Here is a 21,806-nt window from a genome sequence, read left to right as displayed (position 1 = left end):
GCGGATGCGGAAATGGGAGGGCAATGTGTTTGCGATCGCAGTGGAACAGCAGCAGTACAAAACCTACATTCTCTCAGACCAGCTTGCCCAAGCTAGACTGACCGTTGTGCCCGAACGCGGCGGCATCGTCACGGGCTGGCAGCTACGTGGACAAGAAATGCTGTATCTCGATCGCGATCGGTTCGCCAATCCAGAATTAAGCATTCGCGGCGGCGTTCCCATTCTGTTTCCGATCTGTGGCAACCTGCCCGACAATCGCTACAGCTACAGCGGCCAAACCTACATGCTCAAGCAGCACGGCTTCGCTCGCGATCTGCCCTGGCAGGTGATCGATCGGATCACGCACGATCGCGTCGGCATCACGCTCGCGCTGGAAAGCAACGCTCAAACGCGCAGCGTCTACCCGTTTGATTTTGAGCTACAAATTAGCTACTTCTTGCAGGGCAACGCGCTCGAAATTCACCACTCGATCGCCAATCGTTCACTGGAGCCAATGCCGTTTTCGATCGGGCTGCATCCCTATTTTCTCGTTCACAACAAGTCATCGCTTCAGTTCGACATTCCCGCCAGCCAGTATCAAAACCAAATTGAGCAAACGATTCACGACTTCAGCGGCCAGTTTGACTTTGAGCAAGACGAAATTGACGTGGCGTTTCGATCGCTCTCTCGCTTTGATGCATCTGCCACCGACCTCGATCGCCGCCTGCGCCTCAAAGTCGAATTTGATCCGGCCTTTTCGACTCTCGTTTTTTGGACGGTCAAAGGTAAAGATTACTACTGCCTGGAACCCTGGACAGCTCCGCGAAATAGCTTGAATACGGGCGATCGCCTCCTCTGGCTCGATCCTGGTGCGAGCCTCGAACTGCCCGTCCGCGTCATTGCGACCTTCCTGTAGTGTCGGGTGTCGATCGCTGAAATTTACGGCACACAAGCGCAAAACCCGTGCTATTGTAGATAAGGCGCAAACAGCGCGGGTCGCTAGCTCAGCGGTAGAGCACTCGGCTTTTAACCGATTGGTCCTGGGTTCGAATCCCAGGCGACCCATTTTTTCAAGATTTGCGCTACTGCGGGTCGTTAGCTCAATGGTAGAGCAGTTGACTCTTAATCAATTGGTTGTAGGTTCGAGTCCTACACGACCCATCTTTCGCATGGCAAAAACAACCCTGAAACCGAGGCGCGGCCTTTTGAGGCCGAACACCGATCGAAAGTTGCTGCAATCAGTCAGAAAATCGAGTGTGTGGATGTGTTTGCCAAGTTGCTTGCTGGTGAACCACTGACGATCGTGTAAATTTTCAGAGGCAGGCGGCTGTTCACCTCCTGCGCTCTGCCGTCTGCCCTTTCCCTTCTCCCCTTAGCTGATGCGGACGACCCTGCACAATTTCGTAGAGCTGCTGATTTTTTTGGCGGAGGCGATCGATATCTTGCCTGGAGATTCGACCGACATAGTTTGCTTTGATTTCTTCTAACAGTTCAGTCAGCAAAATTTCAATCTCGGTCAGCGTTTTCTTTTGCCGCAGTTCTGCCTTAAAAGTGTCGCCTAGCTTTGTGACAAGCTGATGCAATCGCTGTTGACCTTCCTCGTCATTGAGCGTATCTTTGGCGGCACTGGAGGCCAGCGCGTAGAGTTGTGAAACAAGCTGTTGGGCAAGCTGAACTGGCAGATTTCCCAAACCGGGAACGCTGCGGAGGCTCATGTAGATTGGATTTTGCTGAAGGGCGCGATCGACACTGTGATTAATTAACGCTTCAACTTCTGGCCGCACTTTTGGCATGACATCTTGCACTGTCAGCGCGAATAAACGTCGCGTGATGACTTCAACTTCGTTAACATTATTGATGTCAATATACTGCGGCTGCGGCTGCAATAACCAGCGCGACACTGCGCCTTCTCGAATTAGATCTTGCAGTTCACCAATCAATCTTAAAAATACCGTTTCGGTGATTTCAGCGGCTAGATGCGTGACCAGGCCGCGCACGATCCGAATCCGAATGGGTTCAAGATTAATTAGATGAGCATGTTGCAGTCGAATCGTGACCGGAATAATTCGTAGCCAGCGCAAAAACGGCAGCAGCAGCAGCACATCATACCAGCGCCACAGCATCGTATCAAACCAAGTTGTGCGACGATGGCGGCGGCTCAGCACATAGGTTCGCATCAAAAATTCGATCGCAAATAAAGCAATAAACGGCGCATCAATTCGCCAGAATCGATCGATAAACTGGCCGTTCTCACCAATATTTCGATAGTAGTTGGTTTCAATCAGCGGGCGGATTTCGCGATCGAAAAATTCAAGCTCTTGCACTCCATTCCGGCTTAAATAATTCGCACTCCAAAACGTATCAAAAGCAGCGCGAGAAGAATCAATTCGCTCTCCAGTTTGCTGCGAAACACGATCGCGCATTCGATTTTTAATTCGCTCTAATGTGCCGCTTTTATTGGCAACCTGAAACGGATTTTCATCGATGATTTGCTCGCTGCGTGAGCGTAAATCTGCAAGCAGTCGATCGGCCTGCGGCGATTGCAATCCAGCTTGTTCCAACTGATCGACTGCATCCAAATAGGCTTCCGTGTCACGATGCGGTTCAATCCCTTTAAATTGCTCGCCATACCAAATGGTCAAAGCAGGAAGATGACGTAGATAAAAATCTCGCCAGGGAATATAGCTTAGATCAAAAGCAACTAGCAATAAGTTAATGGAAGCGACGATCGCCATCGATCGCTCCAGCCACAAGCCTCGATGAGGCTGAATTCTTTGTTGCTGCATCCGCTTGAGCATAGCCGTTCATCTCCTAACCGCTTTTTCATCCTAGAGTTAGAGCGTTCGAGTCGGCGCGATCGCCAAGATAGAATATATGAAGAACACTTAACAATTTGTGATATGCAAACGGCAACTGCTGCGGCAACTGGCGCTTACTGGGAGTGGCGCGGCCAAAAAATTTACTACGTGAAAGCAGGTGATAATCAAAGCAATCCGCCGCTGCTGCTGATTCACGGCTTTGGCGCATCGACGGATCACTGGCGCAAAAACATTCTTCCCTTGAGTCGTGAATTTGAAGTTTGGGCGATCGATCTGTTGGGCTTTGGGCGATCGAGCAAGCCGGATCTCGAATACGGCGGCGATCTGTGGCGCGACCAGCTTTATGACTTCATTCAAACGATGATTCAGCGTCCGACTGTGCTGGCGGGCAATTCGCTCGGCGGCTATTCAGCCTTGTGCGTGGCGGCACAGCGACCCGAAGCCGTCGAGGGGTTGGTGCTGCTCAACAGTGCGGGGCCATTTACCGACCTGAAAGTCGAATCTCGCCCTGATCCGGCGCGATCGACCTTTGCAAAATTCGCGCAGTCGCTTTTGCTGCAACCGCTTCCAAGCTGGCTGCTGTTTCAGTGGGTGCGACAAAAATGGCTGATTCGCAGAACGCTCGAAAGTGTCTACCTTGACCAAACCGCCGTCACCGATGAACTGGTTGAGGAAATCTATCGGCCTTCGTGCGATCCTGGTGCACCAACGGTTTTCGCCAATGTGTTCAAGTCGCCGCAAGGGGAAAAAATCGATGCGCTGCTGGAGCGAATGCGCTGCCCGCTGCTGCTGCTGTGGGGCGAAGGCGACCCCTGGATGAATGCGCGATCGCGTGCCGAACAGTTTCGCCAGCACTACCCGCAGTTGCAGGAACACTTCTTGCAGGCGGGTCACTGCCCTCACGATGAAGTACCCGATCAGGTGAATTCCCTGCTGCGCGAATGGGTGCTGAATCTCGATCGCGCTCCCAGCCGAGAAGCCTAATTTCGATTGTTTACTCAGCGAGTAAACAGATCAACAGAAAGCCATAAAACCCAGGGCGATTTGCTCTGGGTTTTATGATTGGCTTGGAATTTAGGAGAACAATTGAACCTAAAAAAATAGAGGTTGAACAGCTAAATCCTTGAGCGTAATCGTGAAACTCCGCTGTTCTTCGGTGGCAAGGAAAGAGACGATCGCCTCACAAGCCACTGCAACGGTTAACATCACTAAATTTCGCGCCAGCGGATAATCACAAACGTCATCATTGGCATCTGAAGGAACCTGATAAACCTCATTCCAAATCACTTCTGCATAGTCAGCAGCCAGCCCCGCATGAAGACAAGGAATTCCAGTTCGCTCGGCGTAATTCTTAACTACCTGCCGCGAAATGCTGTTGTCAAAAACATCCACAATCAGACGGCTATGCTTGAGCAGTTGAACCGCATTTGTTACAGATAATTCTTTGGTTTCCGTTTCGATCGATGTGCCGATCGCCCGATACAAATTGTTTGCCAAAATCTTTGCCTTGAACGCTCCCACATCTGATCGATAGTAGGGCTGAGTCGAAAGATTTCGTTCTTCAATGCGATCGCGATCGATCACTTTTAGCTTGCCAAAACCTGCACGAGCAAGATTTTCAGCTAAGTTTGCACCCAACGCTCCCGCCCCGCAAATCGTCACAGAATGATCCTTCAGCTTTGCCATCACCGCATCCGTCCGGTAAAGCTGTTCGTGAAAGAAAATGCTCATTTCATCACTCCCGATATTCCATCACGCCAACCAACGATTGCAGATCGAAATCGCGATCGCGTCCACTCAAACAAATTCCTGAACTGACAACCGTTAAATCAGTTTTAGCGATCGCGCTCGTATGCCGAGTTCCGTCTGCGGTCGTCCAGTCAACTGTCCAATAGTCGCCGCGATCGTGAAACTGCTGAAGTTCGCCGCCGCCGAGTTTCAAAGCTTGATTTAACCGCTTTTGATCGCGCTGCGGCTGAGAAAAACCCTCGGTTCGATCGGCCACAAGCTGATAGAGCGATCGCATTTCTGGTATCAGTCCCTTGAAGCGTAATTCCTCAACTGAAATTTGCTGCTTCAAAGCCAATTGCAACGTTTCAGCAATCGCAGGATCGGCGCGGCGATCGACTTCCTCAAACCAGCAAGAATTACCGTTCCACCGAGCGATAATTTGCTCAAACGCAACGCCTTCCGTCACCAAATGCACCGCAACAGGTTTGACAGTTTTGAAGCGCTGTCGCATATCTGCTTCATTCACCGGATACGCCAGCCAAGTTTGATGCTGCAAGCGACTGGCGAGGCGCAAACGGGCGATCGAAAACTGCTGCAAATAGGCGACAATTTGTGGCAAATTAGCTGTTTCAATCAGCGTTGCTTGCTGTTCGTTCACAGGCTGAAAAATGCCCCAGCCTTCAAATTTTTGCTTTAACGTGAAGGTGTAAACCATGCCTGAAACTTTTGTGCGAACTTGTCCACCTTTAACGCAAGGTGCAAGAAATTGAGTCGATCGCAGTTGCGCTTCTGCATCAGCTATCTCGGTTAAGAGCTTGCGAATGTCGGTCATAATGTCTTCCTGCGATCGCGGACACGTTATACGCTCTCTTCACATTGCTCATCGCTTTCACCTTCCAAAAGAGCGATCGAACTACTGCAATTACAATCTATACTACAATATAATACATTAACAAGTTCACTACATTTCGGAAAAACACAGAATGAAATCGATCGAACTCTCCACCGCAACAAAACCGCTTTCAGCTTATGCAGCAGAATTTGCGAACGAATCGATCGTTTTAACCATGAATGGGAGGGCGATCGCGATCGTGACTGCGATCAAAGATATCGATCGAGAATCATCTTCTCTCAGCATGAGTTCTGAACTTCTAGCCATCAATCAAAATGCCAGAGAAAAATTTAAGGCGGGTAAAAAGATGACTTTGGAGGAGATGAGGCGGAAGGTTTTGTAATAGTTGAAATGACTAGTACTCGGCAGCTGAAGTAGACCTATGATTAGGGGGTCGCATTCCCTCGGCTAAGCGATGCCTGGACGCCGCCCTCACACTTTGAGCTTAACTGCAACCGAACGAACTGCCCTAGAGCAGCTGGTCAAACGGCCCAGCACCACTCAACAACTTGCCCAAAGAGGACGCATCATTCTCAAAGCCGACGATGGCAAAAACCATGCCCAGATTGCCCGTGAACTGAATATCAGTTTGGATATGGCGCGGTTGTAGCGCACCCGTTGGCTGGAGCTAGCCCACAGTGAAGTGCCACAGTGTGAGCGCTTAAGTGATGCTGCTCGTCCGGGTGCGCCTGCCAAATTTATAGCGCTACGCAGACAGGTTAGGACGGTTTTTGGCAGCATCGACCCAATCACGAAAGGTCTCAAACTCATCCCACCGTTGTCACATCCAATGCTTGAGCACACTCCACCCGTGTTCAATCTCGTTCAAATCTGGACAATAGGGGACAAGCTGATGCGCCATCTTGCTGTGCAATCGTTCCTCAAACTCCTCGCGCTTGAGTTCATCCGGTTCTACAGACCCCTAGGTCTTTTGTTACGACTCAACCCAAGCTTGATCAAAGCATCGCTGATGTTTTGTTGAGTCACGTGGTCTCCCCACAACTTTGCCCTCTCCCCTTGGGTCTTGCTGCCATGCTCTTCGACAAATTCCTCAAAGCGTTTCCAATCGGTGATTTTATGCCGATTCCCCGTTTGGAAGCCCGTGATGGCTTGATAGTCTCCCGTTTGTTCCTCGCGTTTGAGCCACAGGTCTAAGGTATTGCGACTGATGTTGAACAGTGTGCACACAGCGATTTTGCGTTCACCGCGTTTGAGTGCCTCAATTGCTTTGGGGCGAGGTCGTAGCTGTAGGGGGCGGACATGAGCATTCCTCAACTCTCTTCTCTCCCTTATAGAACTGTCCTACCCCTATTACGTAGGGCTATATACGGCCACTCTTATTAGGCCGTGTTTTCAAACCGCTTGATCCTCCCCAACCCTCCTTGTTAAGGAGGGAGCCGAACCACCGCTCAACAGTCCCCCTTGAAAAGGGGGATTTAGGGGGATCTCGGCCAGGAAATCAAACCACCAGAAGGTTTGGAAAGACACCCTAGCGAGGGCAGGTCGGCGGCAAGCGCTCTCCGGCATTGATGCGGTAGAAGCTAGCCAAATTTAGGATGGCGCTGTTGTAGCGAGTTTGAGTGCCCGCTCGCACGCCGCGTCGGACTCGCAGGTAATTTGCAGGCCCCCAGTTGGTAAAGGTTTCGCCTGTGTTTTCGATCGATCGGTCATATGGAAAGGCCTGTCCGCTGATTGTGTTGCCGTTGACGGCTCCGCGAACGCAAATGCCAACATTGTCGATATAGCCAAAGTTGCCCTCGACCTGATTGCCTGTTTTGCGGAAGAGAAACAGCGCACCGCCGCGTCTGAGCAGTTCTTCATCCGTGACGCTGGCATTTGGACGAGCGGGCTGAGCACTCCAAAAGCGATAGACGCCGTTTGGCAGATCGCTAATTCGCGCAGTGGGGCTGGGGCTAGGCGTGGGACTGGGTGTCGGCGTGGGACTGGGGCTAGGCGTTGGGCTAGGAGAAGGTGTACTGCCCGATCGACACACCAGCACGTCATCAACGGCTGCAAAGCCCTCGTTCACATCGTCGCCAATCAGCTCAGAATAGTATGAAAGATTTTCCCGCAGCACTCGCCGCGCTTCATCGACACCCAAGCCTTCAAAAAACAACCGACGGCGCGATTCGATCGTGACGGGTCGATCGCCAGCAACCGTTGAGGGAAACTGATCAAACTGAAAAGTTGTGCTGCCGTCTTGCTCGATCGCCGTAATGAAAGCTCGTGCTCCCAAGGGATTCGGGCGGCCTGAAGTGGGATCATACGCACAGATTCGCGTTGGCGTGGACTGCGCCCAAGTTCGCATTGGCAGGGCGATCGCTGTCCCAAACATCAGCAGTCCCAGCACAGCAGCAAAAATAATTTTAATCTGACGAGTACGCATCGTTTTTAGCTCGTATTCTTACGCAGAGCGATCGCCACAATACGCCAAAACACTCGACACTAACCATTTGCATAGACAAACTTAAAGATTGTGGCAACCAATCCTACCCTCAAGTTGCCTCTGCGAGGTGAAGCGGAGCAGCGATCGAGAATGCGCTAAGCACGTACAGCAGGCTCAAGCCCAAGCTGCTGCATGAGGCGATCGACATCCAGATATTTTTCCATCATTTGATAAACGCAGTGGACTTTGATTGGCTCGTGCAGGCGCACCTGACCAAAGGCGCGATCGACAATTTCAACCGTTGTCAGCGTATCGAGATCAACCGAGAGAATTGGAATTTCGAGATCTTCAGCGCGAGTGAGAATCGTTGCCATTGGCGGAATATGTCCGGTCAAGATCAAACACTGCGTTGAAGTTTCCAGGGCGGCAAGCTGAAGATCAGCGCGATCGCCTCCGGTGACAACCGCCATGTTGTGCGCTTTGCGGAAATACTTCAGGGCAGAATTGACGTTCATTGCGCCGATCGTCAAGCTCTCTACCATCAGATCGAGACGATCGGGACGGCACAGCACTTCGGCCTGAAGCTGATTGACCAGTTCGCGGACGCTGACGCTGCGTAACAAATTATTGCGCGGCAGTCTGGCAAGAACGGGAATGCCTTGTCGCTCTAGAAATGGCTGAAGCTGACTGACGACTTTTTCCTGCTGATCAGGCGGAATGTCGTTGAGCAACACGCCCACCAAGCGATCGCCCAAACAGGATTTTGCCCACAGCAAACTGTCGGCCACCTGAAGCGAATGGCAGCGAGCCACCAGCACAACAGTAGCATCGATCGCCTCGGCAATCTGCGAGAGCGACAGATTAAACAGGCGACCTTCTTCCAATGTGCCAGCGGCTTCAAGCAGCACCAAATCACCAGTGGGCGTTTGCACCGAATCGCGCAGACGAGCGGCATAGTCGATTCCATCCTCGCCAGAAATCCGGCGATCGATCGAGTCGTCGTCGAGTGCGGCCAACGTCGGGCAGAGCCGCTGAGGAGGTAGGTTCAGGGTTTCGGCCAGAAAGCGGACATCTTCATCAATGTGGTCGATCGCGCTCCAAAAAGTTCCCAGTGGCTTGCCATAAGCAATGTCTAGCCCTTTTTCTAAAAGCTGGTGTGCCAGTCCCAACACGGTTGCCGACTTGCCGCTGTGCGCTTCTGTGGAGCCAACTAAAAGATATTTTGCCGATGCCACGTCCCCTCTCCTAACCTGCCGATCCTGGGCTTATTCTCATCCATTGTAAGGGCAGATGTCAGGGCAGACGGCAGAGGGCACAGAGTTAGGAGAAGGGGCAGGGAATCAGCAGTTTGCCCAAACTCTGCTTCAGAAGCAGTGATACTGCTGATATTGATAGCCGTTGATTGGCTCTGGCGGTTTGTCATCTAGGCGGCAGCGTTGCGCGTTTGGCTGCGTGGGCGAGTGGAAGTTCACCAGCCATAAGTCAAAAGGACGGGGGAATTGCGCGATCGCCGCCTCCAAAGTTTGCCCTTCCGAACCGTCCGCATGAGCAAACAAAAACTGAACCCGCGATCGCATTTCTTCAGGAAGCTGCCAGCCTACACCCATGATCTCTCCGACTTGAATTGAGGTGTTGTGCGTGGTGGCAACAAGGATGGGCAGGGGCGATCGCACCATCAGGGGAACCAGCAGATCCGGTCGGTAATATTTGCGGTAGCCCAAATTGTTCACCACTGTCAGGGCACTCAGCAGGCCGACGATTCCTACCAGCAAAACGGCTTGTTTCGGCTGAAATCGTTGGAAGCGGATTTTTTCAGGCAATCGCCACCAAACGGCTAAGCTTGCGCCGATGAGAACGACCACAGCCGGAAAGTACACGAAGTTGTAGCGAGCGCCTCGCGTCAGGTCGGAGCCTGCATACGTGATTAGGAAAAACAGGGCGATCGCGATCACCAAAAAATTCACAAACAGCCGTACCGCAGCTTGAGCGGGATGCTGCTGAAGGCCACGCTTGAGTAGCGGCACTGCCCAGACGAAATAGGCAATCATCAATGCGCCCGAAATCAGCACAACGGGCAGCGAAGCCGATTCGACGGGCAGCAGGGCGAACATGGCGATCCAGGTGGCAAGCGACTGAAAGATCGGATTAAGCAGGGTCATGATGCCGAAATTGCCGTCGTCTTGAATCCACTGCGTCAAATTGCTGTCGGGAATTCGCAGCCAAATCGGAAGCCAAGCGAGGCAAACTGCCGCCGTCCCGATCGCCACAAGGTAAATCCGCTGCCAGTGCGGTTGCAGCAAAGTTTGGCGGCCTTTTCGGGCTTGCGCGATCAGGCGTTGCAGCAGGACAAAAGCACAGGCGGCGATCGTAATCAAAAATAGATAGTGCGTGGCGATCGCCAGCGCATTCACAACAATCCACAACACCACTTGCCAGTAGGCGATCGGACGCTGCTGCTCAATCCGCTGCACGGCAACAACCAGCAGCGCAAGCGCAGCAATCACCCACAAAATTGCCAGCGTGTAGTGCCGAGCTTCCTGCGCCAAAAATAGCGCATAGGGTGAAAGCGTCATCATGCCCGCTGAAAGCTGAGCGACCAGTTTCGATCGAAACGCCAGCCAGCTTAAGCCGTAAACTGCCGGAATTGAAGCGACACCAAGCAGGGCAGGCAGCGATCGCGCTAGCCAAATCGAGGCGAGTGCGCCATCCGGCAAAAATAAGCGCATCCACTCGTGCGCCAGCATGAAATAAAGCGGCGGATGCACGTTATCGACTAGCAAGCCTTGGGCGATCGCGCCGATGCCTGCTTGGGCGTTGAAGTGCAAAGGCAGCAGCAGCGTTTCGAGCGAGATGACCTGATCGATCGGAACCGTGCTGTAGCTTTGACCGAGGCTAAACACCAAGGTTGAAAATTCGTCTGTCCAAGGCGGTTTGGCGCTGAGATGAGCAAAGCGAAATCCTGCACCCAGCAGCATCCAGCCGAGCAACAGCAGGACATGAAACCACCGACGCCATCCATCCTTCAAGGCCGATTAACCTCTATCCGGAACTTACAGTCTTTTCCAGGATAGTCGAGTGGCGGTCGGGATTCCTAGAATGAGCGCGACAGTCAGGAGGCGATCGCCACTGCCCGCTGCCGAATCGCTTCCAGGTTCACCACCATGCTGCTGCTGAGGCGGCGTTCGATCAGGGCGATCGGCATGGTGCGCGGCGGCAGAACGGTGACGGTGTAGATTAACTTCGTAGCGGAGGCAGGAACTTCTTCAAGCTGCCAACTGCCGCCGAACGATTTGAAATCACCTTCGACCATTTGAAAATCGAGGCGGTTGGGAAACTGCTCGATCATGTCTAGCACGACGCGAGCGCAAAACTTGAAGTTCAAAAAATTTTGTGCGCCAATTTGCTCGATGCGAATGCCCTGCGCGGGATGGACGATGCGGCGGCTTTTTGCCAGGTTGGGAATAAAATCGGCCAAATGGTCGTAGTCGGTGATAATTTGCCAAACGCGATCGATCGACTGCTCAATCAAAATGCTGGCCGAAATTCGCCGCGTCCGGCCTTCGAGCGGTTCGGCGCGTACCGTCACTAAAGATTCAGCGTTGGCTTCTGTCACAGCGATCGATCCGTTCACATCACAATAGATATTCATACCCAGTATGCCCGAATCAGGCTTCTCCTTCACGAGTGATTTTTTTTGGCAGCGTCAGCGTCAAGCAGGTGCGCCACAATCCGTTCGACTGCGGCTCGCTGGTTGCTGCGATCGCGCCCTTGAGATGCGACACCAAGCTTTTCACCAAGGCTAAACCCAGCCCTGTACCGGGAATCGCCTGCTGCGTGATGCCGCTGCCGCGCCGAAACTTGTCGAAAATAAACGGCAGTTCTTCGGGGACGATCGCCGCTCCCAAATTCGCGAGTTGCAGCGTGACAGCATCATCGGACTGGCGCACTTGCAGATCGATCGTGCTGTCAGGTGCGGCGTATTTTCCGGCGTTCGTCAGCAGTTCCAGCAAAATTCGATCGAGTCCGTCGAGGTTGGTGTAGAGCGTCAGCGGATCGTCGGGCAGATCGATCGCCAGCGTCAAATTTTTGTGTGTCCAGTCGGTTTCAAACGGGGTGGTGCGATCGCCAATCAGCAGCTTGAGGTCAACCTTGCGAATTTGCAGCGGCGTCTGACGGGAATCGAGCTTTTGCAGGGCGAGCAGATCGTTAATCAAATTGGTTTCCTGCGTACACTGCTGCTCCAAAATATCGAGATAGCGCTGCTGGCGATCGAACGGCAAGTTGGACTGTCTGAGCATCCGAATCGCCAAGGTCATGCTGGTGAGCGGTGTGCGTAGCTCGTGGCTCATCGTGCTTAGAAATTCATCTTTAAGCTGGTTCATGTGGCGAAGCTGATCGACCTGCTGGCGCGTTTTTTCGTAGAGCTTGGCTTGCACTTCCAGGCTGCGCTGAAGCTGAGCGGTGCGATCGTCCACCAGAGCGTGAATTTGCTGAAAGGCGCGAGTTTGAATAATTGCGGTGCTGAGCTGCGTCGCGATTAGCTTCACCCACGCGATCGCCTCAGACGACCATGCGATCGCCTGTCGATGCTGAAGCGCCAAAAATCCCAACACGGTTTTTTGATGCGTCAAGGGCATTAGCAGCAAAGCCGGAAACTCTGAGAGGTGCAGCGGCGATCCAAACGCTGCATTGTCCGTAATCAGAACGGGTTCGGGCTGCTCCAAAAACGCCTGCTGACAAAGTTCGCAGTCGGCAAGCTGAAAGGCAGCGGGGATCGATCGCTCCTGCTTCGCACAGGCCAGCGTCACAGTGGCGATCGGCAGGTGATGAGTCCGGCGGTTCAGGCGCGGCTGACTGTATTTCAGATGACTGTATTTCAACAGCAAAATCGCGCCCTGATCGATCGCCAAAGCCGAAGTCGTTGCTTCGATCGCCAGCGCAAAAATTGGGTCAATTTGACTGGTCGTGCGAATCGCTTCGCTGAGTTGCTGCGTCCAAGTTTGGTAGCTGGTTTGCTGCTGAAGCTGTTGCTGAAGCCGGATTTGGGCGATCGCCAGTTCAACAATTGGATCAAAGTGCTGCCACTGTTCGATCGCGCTCTGCCAATCGGTCGGAGTGGTGTGCCCTAGAATCACCATTCCCAACGTGCGATCGTCACGCTGAACGCGCAGCACCAAGAGCGATCGCAGCGATAGATTTCCAACTGCGATCGCGTCCGGCAACTCCACCTGCTCGATCGCCTGTCGATCAACAGACAGGGCAGGATGCGCCAGTAGGCAGGCAAAATCAGCCTGGGTCGGATAGCCGCTCCAGCGATCGATTGCGCTAATCACACAGCAGTCGGCTTCGCAGGCGGTTCCCAGTGCGGTTGCGATCGCCTGCAAGGTTCGATCGATCGAATGGCAATTGGAATGGGCAGACTGAAGTTCCAGCATGGCGGCGGGCAAGTTGGGCGGCGTAGAGTTGCAATCCTCATGAGACGATCGCAACTCCACCGCTCGAATTTGATCCACTCCTGATGACGGCAGCATGGCAAGCACTCCGAAAACAGTGAAGGCGGCAACAAGCCCACCGTTCAAAACCGATGCGATTTCGCCTCAAACAGGCGATTGGCTCCAGGTTACTCAGCGGCGATCGCTAACAGTAACCGTAATCTCCCGATCGATCGCGCCTGTCTCGTCTGAGGCGATCGAATTCTGACCGAATGACTACGGAAGCTGGAGCGATCGATTAGGCTTGCTGGAAATGGTTCTTGCTCGCGTTTCAGTCTTCAACGGGCAATTGCCACTTGGGGTAGAGTCGATTGAATGCTTCGCGCTGCGGCTTGAGGTCAACCTGGGGTAAGTTCCGCTTCACAAGGTCAAAAGTTTCCTCAACAAGTTGACGTAGCTCATGGGTTCCGCTGACGGCATCAGCTTGAAAAACCTGCTCCAGCCGATCGAAAAACCTGGGCGGTTTGATGCTCATTTGTTCAGCCCAATAGCGTGTCCACTTAAAGCCAGGATGGTAGATACGGTTTAGCCCGAATAGTAAATTCAACAACCATCGCACGATCGCGCAGTGATTTTCGTAAAGTAAGGGAATTTCATTGCGCTCGGCCAAGATTGTTTGACCGTCGAACGGGCGAAATTTGAGATGCTTTTGCACCATTGCAACGGCAAGTTCTTCGGGATAGGGAGAAAGTCGCTTCTGCCACTGTCTGACCAGGTCTTCGCCGTAAAGAATGACTGCGTGTTGAAGATGGGATACGATCGTCTGCTTCTCAAACAGCAGGCCATTTTGCGACACATCGTAATGCTCAACAACATCCGTCACGATGCGATCGATCGTACCTCCTGCCCAGTGTGCCGCTTCAACTTTCATCTCGTCCCAATAAAACTGCTCCAACCATGCCTGTTGCGCTTCTCCATAAGGTTCAAGCTTCCAACATCCAAGGCCGACCCTTCGTGCTGTGGCCTGCAATGCTTCAGGGGACGGCAGTTCTGCCCAAATTAAGGCCAATTCCAAATCAGAATACTGGTCGGAAACGCCCAATGCTGCTGAGCCAAACACAAATGCTGCTTCGACATTGGAATTAGCAGTAAAAGCAGGCGCAAGGTTGTGAGCCAGTGAGATCCGCCACGCACTTTGTTTCGTCATGCTGACTCAATTGTACTGACAACGCTGCATAGCAGAATAAGACGTTCAGCCATTTGTGCGGTAATATCCAAAGTTGCTTGCGCCGCTAGGACTGCACTAGTACACTTTTATTAATTTGACTGCGCGTCTTCATTCTCTCGCCGCTTACCGCCATGACTTCAGCTTCGGTTTCTTTGGCTTCGCTGCATACGATCGGTACGGTGAAAGGCCCCGGTGAAAACGGCAACCAGTACGTTTTCATCACGGCAGACAATCGCCACGTCAAGATTGGCGAATTTGTTTACTACGAAACGAAAGTAGAAGCCGCGAACGGTCAGAATCCCACGCTGCAAATTTTGGGGAAAATTTCGGCGCGATCGCTGATCGATCATTTGCCCGATCGCATCTTTGCCGATACCGAGATTAGTCCGGAAGCGATCGCCGCCCTGGTCGGGTTTGTGCATCCGAACCCAGAAATTTATGAAGTGACGGTGGATGTGATTGGACATTTTCATCGATCGCTGGGCTTCATGAATCCACGCAAAGCGCCTGATCCCGGTGCAAAGGTGTATCTCGCCAGCGATGTCGGTCTGCGGCAGGTGATCAGCAAAAAGCAGCCCGGAGACATCGGTTCCGCTTTCATTGGCTCTCTGCTTTTGCGCGACCCGGAAGCCGTGCCCGTCGCGCTCGATGTGAAGGAACTCGTCAGTACGCACATGGCAATTTTGGCGGGAACCGGATCGGGCAAATCCTACACGGCAGGCGTTTTGGTTGAGGAACTGCTCTCACCGCACAATCGCGCCGCCGTGTTGATTTTCGATCCGCATGGCGAGTACGGAACGCTCTCAGAAATGCGCGGCCATCCGGCCTTCGCGGATGCAGACGGCTATGCGCCCAAGGTGCAGGTACTCGCACCGGAAGATATTCGCATTCGGATCTCGTCGCTGGACTACTACGATATTTTGATGCTGCTGCCGGAAATGAGCGATCGCCAGCAGTCGATCCTCAGCAAAGGCTTCGCCCTGCTGAAAGCCCGTCGCCAAAAAGATGCCCGCTGGGGCGTGAACGATTTGATCGAAGCGGTTTACGATGCCGATCGCACCGAGGACGAGGACGGGAATGAGAAAATCGGCTCGTCGGCTCCGGCTTTGGCGTGGAAATTGGAGAAATTGGCGCGATCGCCCTACTTCCACGCTTACGATCACCTCGCTCCGGGCGATTTGTTTGAACCGGGGCAGGTGACGATTTTGCAGATGAACGAGATTAGCCAGGAAGAGCAGCAGGTGATTTGCGCGGCAGTTCTGCGGCAGGCGAATTTGGCGCGGATGAACACGCAAAAGGAAATCATCACGGTGGGCGACGAGAACTATCTGCCCTATCCGGTCTTCATTTTGATCGAAGAAGCGCACCGTTTCGCGCCCGCGCATGAGCCGTCGCGCTGCAAAATGATTCTCCGCACAATTCTGAGTGAAGGCCGCAAGTTCGGCTTAGGTGTCGGCCTGATTACGCAGCGACCCGGAAAGCTCGATTCGGATGTGCTGTCGCAGTGCATGAGTCAGTTCATCATGCGAATCGTCAATCCGGTCGATCAGGACAGTCTCAAGTATGGCGTCGAAGCGGCAGGGCGCGATCTGCTCAAGGAACTGCCCGCCCTCACCAAAGGACAAGTGATCATCGCGGGAGCTTGCGTGAATACGCCTGTTTTGTGTCAAGTCCGGCAGCGACGCACGGTTCACGGTGGCGAAACGCTGAACGCGCCGCAGATGTGGCAAGACCATTTTCAGGCGCATCGGGTGCGATCGCGTCAAATCGAACAAGCCCCCGTTCTCGGTCAAACTCGCCCAAGAACCATTCGCGGCTTGAGTATTGAATAGTAGACGGTTGCATGAATGTCTCTTGCTAAATTCCCCACGAGTGGGGGACTTTGAAGCTTGATGCTGGATAGCTTTATGGACAAAGATTGATTGATGCAGGAGATCGAGTGCATCGAGTCGATCTCCTGACAGCAACTTGCAGCCTACCTGCTACGATATTTCTGCAAGTTGCTGTTGTCTATGCCGATCGATCCCACCAAAACCGTTCAAATTCGCATCACTGCTCCCAAACCTGTTGCTGAGCGACTCAAAGAAGTTGCCCAAGCCAGAGGAATTCCGCTGTCTCAGCTATTTTTGCAAGCGGCGATCGATCGCTATCTCGATGATCCTGAATAAGACTCTGACTGCTTGCAATCATGCCGATCGCTCCCACTAAAACGGTTCAAATTAAAATTACTGCCCCAAAACCGATCGCAGAGCAACTGAGGGCGATCGCAGAAGCGCGGGGAATGCCGTTGTCCCAACTGTTGCTACAGGCGGCGATCGACATCTCAATTCTGCGAACAGTGATGCTCAGTAATCTTTTGATGATTTGTCGAGATCGATCGCCATACTAGGATCAGTGGTTGCCTGAGTTTTGCGTATGGATGCCGTCGATCTTGCCTTTACTTCTGCGCTCGATCAGGCGCGACTAATTCGCCAAAAGGAAATTTCGCCGCTGGAATTGACGGAACTGTATTTGGAGCGGATCGATCGACTCAATCCGCAGTTGGGCGCGTTTTTTACCGTCATGAGCGATCGAGCGATCGACGACGCCAAAGCCAAAACCGAACAGCTTGCGACCGCAACCGATTTGCCCCCGCTGTTTGGCGTCCCAATTTCGATTAAAGATTTAGCTCCGGTGGCAGACGTGCCCTGTAGCTATGGCGTCAAGATTTTGCGAAATCGCATCGATCCCGAAGCCGGAGTTGTGACGCGCATTCGCAAAGCGGGCTGCATTGTGCTGGGCAAAACCGCCACCTCGCAGCTTGGCTCAACGCCGTTTACCGAACCCAAAGGCTTTCCTCCGGCTCGCAATCCTTGGAATCTCGATTACACGCCGGGCGGATCGAGCGGCGGGGCGGCGGCAGCAGTGGCGGCAGGGTTGGGAGCGATCGCACACGGCTCCGATGGCGGCGGCTCGATTCGCGGCCCCGCTTTCTGCTGCGGCCTGGTCGGGATCAAGCCTGCTCGCGGTCGCGTTTCTCATGCTCCCGTTGGTGACAAGGTGAGCGGGCTGGCAACCGATGGCGCGATCGCCCGCACCGTCCGCGATGCCGCCGCTCTGCTGGACGCGATGTCCGGCCACATTTTGGGCGATCCGTACTGGCTGCCCGACCCTGAATCCTCGTTTTTGTCGGCGGCAGACCGAGCGCCGCGATCGCTTCGCATCGCCTACGCCACCGAAATTCAGCCGATCGGAGTGTTCGATCCCGTTTGTACGCAGGTGATCGAGTCAACCGTGCAGCTACTAGAAGAAATGGGGCATTCGGTGGAATCGATCGCGCTCGACTTTTCCGATTTGATGGAACCGCTGATCGCCGTTTGGCAGGCCGGAGTCGATGTTGGCGTTCCGCCGATTTTTCTCGATCCGCTCAATCGCTGGTTGAGGAAGCGATCGCGCCGTCGCGGAATGTATCTGAGAGCCGTGATGCAGATGCAGGCTTGCGCTCGCAAAATCGTCGCTCAGCTTGATCCATTTGATGTTCTCGTCCTGACGCCATTTCTGCACCAGACGATTCGCGTTGGGGAATGGGCAAATCTGCGACCTGTAAAGGCGTTTGAAAAGATTGTGAATTGGGTTGCGCCAAGTCCGCCGTTCAACGCGACCGGACAGCCTGCGATCGCCATTCCTACCGGATTTGCCCCCAATGGTTTACCCGTCGGCGTTCAGCTAATCGGGCGACCTGCCGATGAAGCCACGTTGATTTCGCTGGCGGCACAAATCGAGGCCACTCGTCCCTGGCAGCAGCATCGACCCGCGATCGATTCACCAAAGTTAAATTGAAAGAATACAACAATGTTTAGCCGTCAATTTGCATTCATTCCGCTCACTTTCGCTTTGCTGCTGATGAATTATTCTGAACCGCAAAAACAAGCTGACGCGATCGAGTTTGAATGTGCTGGGGTTGCTCGCGAACAGCTTGTGGCGATCGCCACCGAAATTGCCCAACAGCATGAGTCGGAGATTGTCACAGAGTATCTGAAATATTATTGCGAAGGCTTCCAAGCGCAGCAACAAGCGGGAGTCGATGCCGAGATTAGCTTGTTTGTAGGATTTGAAGACGATGAGGGCGATCGACTCGCAAAACTGATGACAGCGGCCTTCGAGCGCGGTTCAAATGATGCCTCTAGATCGCTTGGCTGTTTCAATCTTCCTGGATCAGAGCCGCTATCACCCTAGTCAAACTTGCCGCTACACCAAATGATGCTCTAGGGCGTAGCGTACCAAATCGGCGCGGTTGTGGCTGTCGGTTTTGCGAAGCAGGCTGCTGACATATTTTTCGATCGTGCGGGCGCTGAGGTGGAGGCGATCGCCAATTTGCGCGTTTGAAAGTCCCTGAACCAGCAGCATCAAGACATCATGTTCGCGATCGGTGAAGTGGTGCAGGACATCTGGCGCAATTTCTGCTGCCTCTTCTGGTTCTGGTGTTGCGATCGGGCTGTGCAGTTGTCGATGCAGTTCCGACTGAATGAGCTGCGATCGATCGAGCAGATTGCGAGTCACTGCGCCCAGTTCCGCCAGTTCAAACGGCTTCGCCAAATAGACATCGCCTCCGGTTTGGTAGCCGCGAATGCGGTCTTCGATCTCCGTCCGTGCCGTTAAAAAAATAACAGGCAGCAGACGAAACGCAGGCTGCGATCGCACCTGCCGCACAAACTCGTAGCCATCCATCTCCGGCATCGTTACATCCGTCACAATCAGATGCGGCTGATACTGCTTGACCGCTTCAAGTCCCGATCGCCCATCTGCCGCAGCTACAACAAAATAGCCCGACAGTTCAAGAAAATCTTGAATTGCCAGCCGAGTGCCAAAATCATCATCCACCACCAGAATTGTCAGGGGCATAGCAGGTTCGCGCAACACTGCAATTCGATCGATCACGCATCAAATCACCCCTCCATTGTTACAGACTGCGAAACAAAGCAGGAGGAATAGGGGTCAAAGGAATAGGGTGTCAGCAAGGAGAGCGATCGGATGGAAAGACTTTAGATTCCCCACTCGTGAGGGACTTTGAGGATGGTTGATAGAGTGCGACTGTCGAAAAAGCGAGCACCACCACACCAGCCTCCACTCGATCGACAAAAAGAAAGTTATCCATCAGACAAGAAGTCTTTACGAATCGATCGCCCCCACTTCAACATTCTTCATGTTCCAAGCCGCCATGCTACTATCTGGGTGGCTGAAGTCTAGTTAAAAATGCTCAAGCCGTAACTGTGGTGTAGGAGACAGCAGGAGTGCAAGAAATTTCGAGTTCACTGTTGCAGCGCAACCAGCTAGAGCCGATTCGCATCGGTGTGATCGGCGTGGGCAACATGGGTCAGCACCATACGCGCATCCTCAGCCTGCTCAAAGATGTGGAACTCGTCGGCGTGGCGGATGTGAATGTCGATCGCGGGCTGGACACCGCAGGCAAATATCGCGTCCGCTTCTTTGAAGACTATCGCGATTTGCTCAACCACGTCGATGCCGTCTGCATTGCCGTTCCGACTAGGCTCCATCACAGCGTCGGCATGACCTGCCTGCAAGCGGGCGTTCACGTTTTGATTGAAAAACCGATCGCCGCCAGCATTGCCGAAGCCGAATCGCTCGTCAACGCTGCCGCCCAATCTGGCTGCATTTTGCAAGTCGGGCATATCGAGCGGTTTAATCCGGCTTTTCAGGAACTCAATAAGGTATTGAAGACCGAGGAACTGCTGGCGATCGAAGCGCATCGGATGAGTCCGTATATCGATCGCGCCAACGATGTTTCGGTCGTTCTCGATCTGATGATCCACGACATCGATTTGCTGCTGGAACTGGTCGGTTCTGCCGTCGTCAAGCTGACGGCCAGCGGTTCACGTGCGGCTGATTCCGGCTACCTCGACTACGTGACGGCCACCTTGGGCTTTGCCAACGGCATCGTCGCCACGCTAACGGCCAGCAAAGTCACGCATCGCAAAATCCGCCGCATTGCCGCCCACTGCAAAAACTCGCTCACCGAAGCGGACTTCCTCAACCACGAAATTTTGATTCACCGTCAAACAACCGCCAACTATCGCACCGACTACGGCCAAGTGCTGTATCGGCAAGACGGGCTGATCGAAAAAGTTTCCACCAGCAACATTGAACCGCTACACGCCGAACTGGAACACTTTGTAAGCTGCGTGCGCGGCGGCAATCAGCCCTCAGTCGGCGGTGAACAAGCGCTGAAAGCTTTGCGTCTTGCGAGTTTGATTGAGCAGATGGCGCTGGATGGGCAGGCGTGGCAGCAGCCAGATTTGCGATCGATCTTTCCCGATCCCGTTTCTGCCTCTTAAATTCGTCCTTCGATAAACTCGCGAATGTACTGATTCACCAAATCTGGCTGTTCCTGCTGCACCCAATGACTGCACTGGGGAATGTAGCGGATGCGAAAATGGCGCACATACTTTTCCGTGCCGTAGCTCAATTCTTTGCCGAGTGCGGTATCTTCCTCGCCCCAAATCATCAGCGTCGGCACTTCCAACACGCTCCAGTCTTGTGACACCATGCCCTGCGACAAAATGTTGCGGTAGTAGTTGAGCGATGCGGTGAGCGCTCCGGGTTTCGCCATTGCCGCCTTGTACTGCTCAATATCGGCTTCAGTGATTGCAGATTTATCAACCGCCATGCCTTTGAAAGCGGTTTCGATCGCGCCATAGTTATTTGCCTGCAACAGCAATTCCGGTAGCAAAGGAATTTGGAAAAAGAAGATGTACGAACTTTTTAAAAGCTGCTGCGGCATCAGCAAGCCTTGTCCAAATCGAGCCGGATGCGGCAGATTCAAAATGATCAACTTTTCGAGCATTTGCGGATAGGAATAGGCGAAATTCCAGGCGATCGCGCCGCCCCAATCGTGGCCGACCAAAATGCAGCGATCATATCCCAAGCCTTCGATTAAACCTTTCAAATCCTGCACAAATTCCGCCATCACATAGGCCGATTGAGCGATCGGTTTGTCGCTGTCGTTGTAGCCGCGCAAGTCGGGAACAACAACTTTGTGATCAGACGAAAAAGCCGGAATCTGCTTGCGCCAGGAATACCAAAATTCCGGAAAGCCGTGCAGAAAGATGATCAGCGATCCGCTGCCTTCGGTGACGTAGTGAAGTTTGATGCCGTTGGTGGTGATGTATTCGTGTTGCATTTTATGAGGTTGCTTCTAAGCAGTAACTTCGGTTTGTTGAAGGGCAGTGGGTAGAGATGTAGAAGTAATGATTCAGGGTTGTAAACTCGCATTGTAGTGGTGGATGAAGTACCAAATTGCTCCAATATGGTTAGCAAGCTTCTTTGAGAACGAGAGTGTCTT

22 protein-coding genes, 2 tRNA genes and 2 pseudogenes are annotated in these 21,806 nt (G+C 53.1%); 13 read left to right on the top strand and 13 right to left on the bottom strand.

The annotated features are described in order from the left end of the window. Nucleotides 1–4: 4 nt before the first annotated feature. The 3 genes from H6F67_RS24780 (at nt 5) to H6F67_RS24770 (ending at nt 1,140) form a co-directional block, all read left to right on the top strand. The gene (locus H6F67_RS24780; RefSeq protein WP_199304627.1) at nt 5–895 is read left to right on the top strand and encodes an aldose epimerase; all 891 of its coding nucleotides are present in this window, start codon (nt 5–7) and stop codon (nt 893–895) included. A gap of 77 nt (nt 896–972) precedes the next feature. Then, nucleotides 973–1,044 (top strand) — tRNA-Lys (locus tag H6F67_RS24775). Between the two features lie 24 nt (nt 1,045–1,068). Next, nucleotides 1,069–1,140: transfer RNA gene (locus tag H6F67_RS24770), tRNA-Lys, on the top strand. 170 nt (nt 1,141–1,310) lie between these two features. Here H6F67_RS24770 and H6F67_RS24765 read toward each other — a convergent pair. Next, entirely contained in the window at nt 1,311–2,777 is a 1,467-nt protein-coding gene (locus H6F67_RS24765) for a hypothetical protein (RefSeq protein ID WP_206753939.1), read from the bottom strand. Between the two features lie 102 nt (nt 2,778–2,879). On the opposite strand from H6F67_RS24765, the gene H6F67_RS24760 reads away from it, so the two are divergent. Next, a complete protein-coding gene (locus H6F67_RS24760) occupies nt 2,880–3,782 on the top strand; it encodes an alpha/beta fold hydrolase (protein WP_190769333.1) in 903 nt (300 codons plus the stop codon). Nucleotides 3,783–3,890: 108 nt separating this feature from the next. On the opposite strand, the gene H6F67_RS24755 is transcribed toward H6F67_RS24760, so the two are convergent. Further along, nucleotides 3,891–4,529, bottom strand: coding sequence for a ThiF family adenylyltransferase (locus H6F67_RS24755; protein ID WP_190769325.1), 639 nt, complete (start codon nt 4,527–4,529; stop codon nt 3,891–3,893). Between the two features lie 4 nt (nt 4,530–4,533). Next, the gene (locus tag H6F67_RS24750; protein WP_190769324.1) at nt 4,534–5,361 is read right to left on the bottom strand and encodes a hypothetical protein; all 828 of its coding nucleotides are present in this window, start codon (nt 5,359–5,361) and stop codon (nt 4,534–4,536) included. 151 nt (nt 5,362–5,512) lie between these two features. Between H6F67_RS24750 and H6F67_RS24745 the strand changes: the two genes are divergently transcribed. Both H6F67_RS24745 and H6F67_RS24740 read left to right on the top strand, forming a co-directional pair. Next, nucleotides 5,513–5,764 (top strand): hypothetical protein, encoded by a 252-nt coding sequence (locus H6F67_RS24745; RefSeq protein WP_190769323.1) that lies wholly within the window; start codon nt 5,513–5,515, stop codon nt 5,762–5,764. Nucleotides 5,765–5,836: 72 nt separating this feature from the next. Next, nucleotides 5,837–6,031 (top strand): hypothetical protein, encoded by a 195-nt coding sequence (locus H6F67_RS24740; RefSeq protein WP_190769322.1) that lies wholly within the window; start codon nt 5,837–5,839, stop codon nt 6,029–6,031. A gap of 96 nt (nt 6,032–6,127) precedes the next feature. Here H6F67_RS24740 and H6F67_RS24735 read toward each other — a convergent pair. The 6 genes and pseudogenes from H6F67_RS24735 to H6F67_RS24710 form a co-directional block, all read right to left on the bottom strand. Continuing rightward, nucleotides 6,128–6,683 (bottom strand): annotated as a pseudogene (locus H6F67_RS24735) (IS630 transposase-related protein). A gap of 227 nt (nt 6,684–6,910) precedes the next feature. Continuing rightward, the gene (locus tag H6F67_RS24730) at nt 6,911–7,807 is read right to left on the bottom strand and encodes a hypothetical protein (RefSeq protein ID WP_190769321.1); all 897 of its coding nucleotides are present in this window, start codon (nt 7,805–7,807) and stop codon (nt 6,911–6,913) included. A gap of 155 nt (nt 7,808–7,962) precedes the next feature. Then, a complete protein-coding gene (locus tag H6F67_RS24725) occupies nt 7,963–9,042 on the bottom strand; it encodes a DRTGG domain-containing protein (RefSeq protein ID WP_190769320.1) in 1,080 nt (359 codons plus the stop codon). Between the two features lie 129 nt (nt 9,043–9,171). Then, nucleotides 9,172–10,833, bottom strand: coding sequence for a glycosyltransferase (locus H6F67_RS24720; RefSeq protein WP_242020787.1), 1,662 nt, complete (start codon nt 10,831–10,833; stop codon nt 9,172–9,174). Nucleotides 10,834–10,916: 83 nt separating this feature from the next. Next, nucleotides 10,917–11,456, bottom strand: a complete 540-nt coding sequence (locus H6F67_RS24715; RefSeq protein WP_190769319.1) for an SRPBCC family protein — start codon at nt 11,454–11,456, stop codon at nt 10,917–10,919. Between the two features lie 16 nt (nt 11,457–11,472). Continuing rightward, nucleotides 11,473–13,338 (bottom strand): GAF domain-containing sensor histidine kinase, encoded by a 1,866-nt coding sequence (locus tag H6F67_RS24710; protein WP_190769318.1) that lies wholly within the window; start codon nt 13,336–13,338, stop codon nt 11,473–11,475. On the opposite strand from H6F67_RS24710, the gene H6F67_RS24705 reads away from it, so the two are divergent. Continuing rightward, complete coding sequence (locus H6F67_RS24705; RefSeq protein ID WP_190769317.1) at nt 13,337–13,507, top strand: hypothetical protein; 171 nt, start codon at nt 13,337–13,339, stop codon at nt 13,505–13,507. The two genes, H6F67_RS24710 and H6F67_RS24705, sit on opposite strands and share 2 nt — an antisense overlap. Nucleotides 13,508–13,570: 63 nt before the next feature. On the opposite strand, the gene H6F67_RS24700 is transcribed toward H6F67_RS24705, so the two are convergent. Further along, nucleotides 13,571–14,446, bottom strand: coding sequence for a DUF4037 domain-containing protein (locus H6F67_RS24700; protein ID WP_190769316.1), 876 nt, complete (start codon nt 14,444–14,446; stop codon nt 13,571–13,573). A gap of 152 nt (nt 14,447–14,598) precedes the next feature. Here H6F67_RS24700 and H6F67_RS24695 point away from each other — a divergent pair, with 152 nt between their 5' ends. The 5 genes from H6F67_RS24695 (at nt 14,599) to H6F67_RS24675 (ending at nt 18,682) form a co-directional block, all read left to right on the top strand. Next, nucleotides 14,599–16,299 carry an ATP-binding protein gene (locus tag H6F67_RS24695; RefSeq protein WP_190769315.1) on the top strand — a complete coding sequence of 567 codons (1,701 nt, stop codon included), beginning with the start codon at nt 14,599–14,601 and terminating at the stop codon, nt 16,297–16,299. A 180-nt stretch (nt 16,300–16,479) separates the two neighbouring features. After that, nucleotides 16,480–16,635, top strand: a complete 156-nt coding sequence (locus H6F67_RS24690; protein ID WP_190769314.1) for a hypothetical protein — start codon at nt 16,480–16,482, stop codon at nt 16,633–16,635. Nucleotides 16,636–16,655: 20 nt separating this feature from the next. Then, nucleotides 16,656–16,856, top strand: a complete 201-nt coding sequence (locus tag H6F67_RS24685; RefSeq protein ID WP_190769313.1) for a hypothetical protein — start codon at nt 16,656–16,658, stop codon at nt 16,854–16,856. Between the two features lie 26 nt (nt 16,857–16,882). Continuing rightward, entirely contained in the window at nt 16,883–18,286 is a 1,404-nt protein-coding gene (locus H6F67_RS24680; RefSeq protein WP_190769312.1) for an amidase, read from the top strand. Nucleotides 18,287–18,298: 12 nt separating this feature from the next. Beyond that, on the top strand, nt 18,299–18,682 hold the full coding sequence (locus tag H6F67_RS24675) for a hypothetical protein (protein ID WP_206753938.1): 384 nt from the start codon (nt 18,299–18,301) through the stop codon (nt 18,680–18,682). A 12-nt stretch (nt 18,683–18,694) separates the two neighbouring features. Here the strand turns inward: H6F67_RS24675 and H6F67_RS24670 are convergent, their stop codons facing one another. Further along, complete coding sequence (locus H6F67_RS24670) at nt 18,695–19,348, bottom strand: response regulator transcription factor (protein ID WP_190769310.1); 654 nt, start codon at nt 19,346–19,348, stop codon at nt 18,695–18,697. A 389-nt stretch (nt 19,349–19,737) separates the two neighbouring features. Between H6F67_RS24670 and H6F67_RS24665 the strand changes: the two genes are divergently transcribed. Further along, nucleotides 19,738–20,799 carry a Gfo/Idh/MocA family oxidoreductase gene (locus H6F67_RS24665; protein WP_348251988.1) on the top strand — a complete coding sequence of 354 codons (1,062 nt, stop codon included), beginning with the start codon at nt 19,738–19,740 and terminating at the stop codon, nt 20,797–20,799. On the opposite strand, the gene H6F67_RS24660 is transcribed toward H6F67_RS24665, so the two are convergent. After that, nucleotides 20,796–21,644 carry an alpha/beta fold hydrolase gene (locus H6F67_RS24660; RefSeq protein ID WP_190769309.1) on the bottom strand — a complete coding sequence of 283 codons (849 nt, stop codon included), beginning with the start codon at nt 21,642–21,644 and terminating at the stop codon, nt 20,796–20,798. The genes H6F67_RS24665 and H6F67_RS24660 overlap by 4 nt on opposite strands. Nucleotides 21,645–21,716: 72 nt before the next feature. Continuing rightward, a pseudogene (locus H6F67_RS24655) lies at nt 21,717–21,806 on the bottom strand (IS1 family transposase); the annotation flags it as partial.

It is taken from the genome of Microcoleus sp. FACHB-1515, assembly GCF_014696105.1.
GTDB lineage: Bacteria > Cyanobacteriota > Cyanobacteriia > Elainellales > Elainellaceae > JAAUTJ01.
Note: the sequence above shows the minus strand (reverse complement) of the source record. Positions and strands in the feature narration are given on the sequence as shown.

What these genes read in the sequence shown, in the direction of transcription:
- H6F67_RS24780 (WP_199304627.1), top strand. Translation starts at nt 5, where the DNA reads ATGCGGAAATGGGAGGGCAATGTGTTTGCGATCGCAGTGGAACAGCAG.
- H6F67_RS24765 (WP_206753939.1), bottom strand. Translation starts at nt 2,777, where the DNA reads ATGCTCAAGCGGATGCAGCAACAAAGAATTCAGCCTCATCGAGGCTTG.
- H6F67_RS24760 (WP_190769333.1), top strand. Translation starts at nt 2,880, where the DNA reads ATGCAAACGGCAACTGCTGCGGCAACTGGCGCTTACTGGGAGTGGCGC.
- H6F67_RS24755 (WP_190769325.1), bottom strand. Translation starts at nt 4,529, where the DNA reads ATGAGCATTTTCTTTCACGAACAGCTTTACCGGACGGATGCGGTGATG.
- H6F67_RS24750 (WP_190769324.1), bottom strand. Translation starts at nt 5,361, where the DNA reads ATGACCGACATTCGCAAGCTCTTAACCGAGATAGCTGATGCAGAAGCG.
- H6F67_RS24745 (WP_190769323.1), top strand. Translation starts at nt 5,513, where the DNA reads ATGAAATCGATCGAACTCTCCACCGCAACAAAACCGCTTTCAGCTTAT.
- H6F67_RS24740 (WP_190769322.1), top strand. Translation starts at nt 5,837, where the DNA reads ATGCCTGGACGCCGCCCTCACACTTTGAGCTTAACTGCAACCGAACGA.
- H6F67_RS24730 (WP_190769321.1), bottom strand. Translation starts at nt 7,807, where the DNA reads ATGCGTACTCGTCAGATTAAAATTATTTTTGCTGCTGTGCTGGGACTG.
- H6F67_RS24715 (WP_190769319.1), bottom strand. Translation starts at nt 11,456, where the DNA reads ATGAATATCTATTGTGATGTGAACGGATCGATCGCTGTGACAGAAGCC.
- H6F67_RS24705 (WP_190769317.1), top strand. Translation starts at nt 13,337, where the DNA reads ATGGCAAGCACTCCGAAAACAGTGAAGGCGGCAACAAGCCCACCGTTC.
- H6F67_RS24710 (WP_190769318.1), bottom strand. Translation starts at nt 13,338, where the DNA reads ATGCTGCCGTCATCAGGAGTGGATCAAATTCGAGCGGTGGAGTTGCGA.
- H6F67_RS24700 (WP_190769316.1), bottom strand. Translation starts at nt 14,446, where the DNA reads ATGACGAAACAAAGTGCGTGGCGGATCTCACTGGCTCACAACCTTGCG.
- H6F67_RS24695 (WP_190769315.1), top strand. Translation starts at nt 14,599, where the DNA reads ATGACTTCAGCTTCGGTTTCTTTGGCTTCGCTGCATACGATCGGTACG.
- H6F67_RS24690 (WP_190769314.1), top strand. Translation starts at nt 16,480, where the DNA reads ATGCCGATCGATCCCACCAAAACCGTTCAAATTCGCATCACTGCTCCC.
- H6F67_RS24685 (WP_190769313.1), top strand. Translation starts at nt 16,656, where the DNA reads ATGCCGATCGCTCCCACTAAAACGGTTCAAATTAAAATTACTGCCCCA.
- H6F67_RS24680 (WP_190769312.1), top strand. Translation starts at nt 16,883, where the DNA reads ATGGATGCCGTCGATCTTGCCTTTACTTCTGCGCTCGATCAGGCGCGA.
- H6F67_RS24675 (WP_206753938.1), top strand. Translation starts at nt 18,299, where the DNA reads ATGTTTAGCCGTCAATTTGCATTCATTCCGCTCACTTTCGCTTTGCTG.
- H6F67_RS24670 (WP_190769310.1), bottom strand. Translation starts at nt 19,348, where the DNA reads ATGCCCCTGACAATTCTGGTGGTGGATGATGATTTTGGCACTCGGCTG.
- H6F67_RS24660 (WP_190769309.1), bottom strand. Translation starts at nt 21,644, where the DNA reads ATGCAACACGAATACATCACCACCAACGGCATCAAACTTCACTACGTC.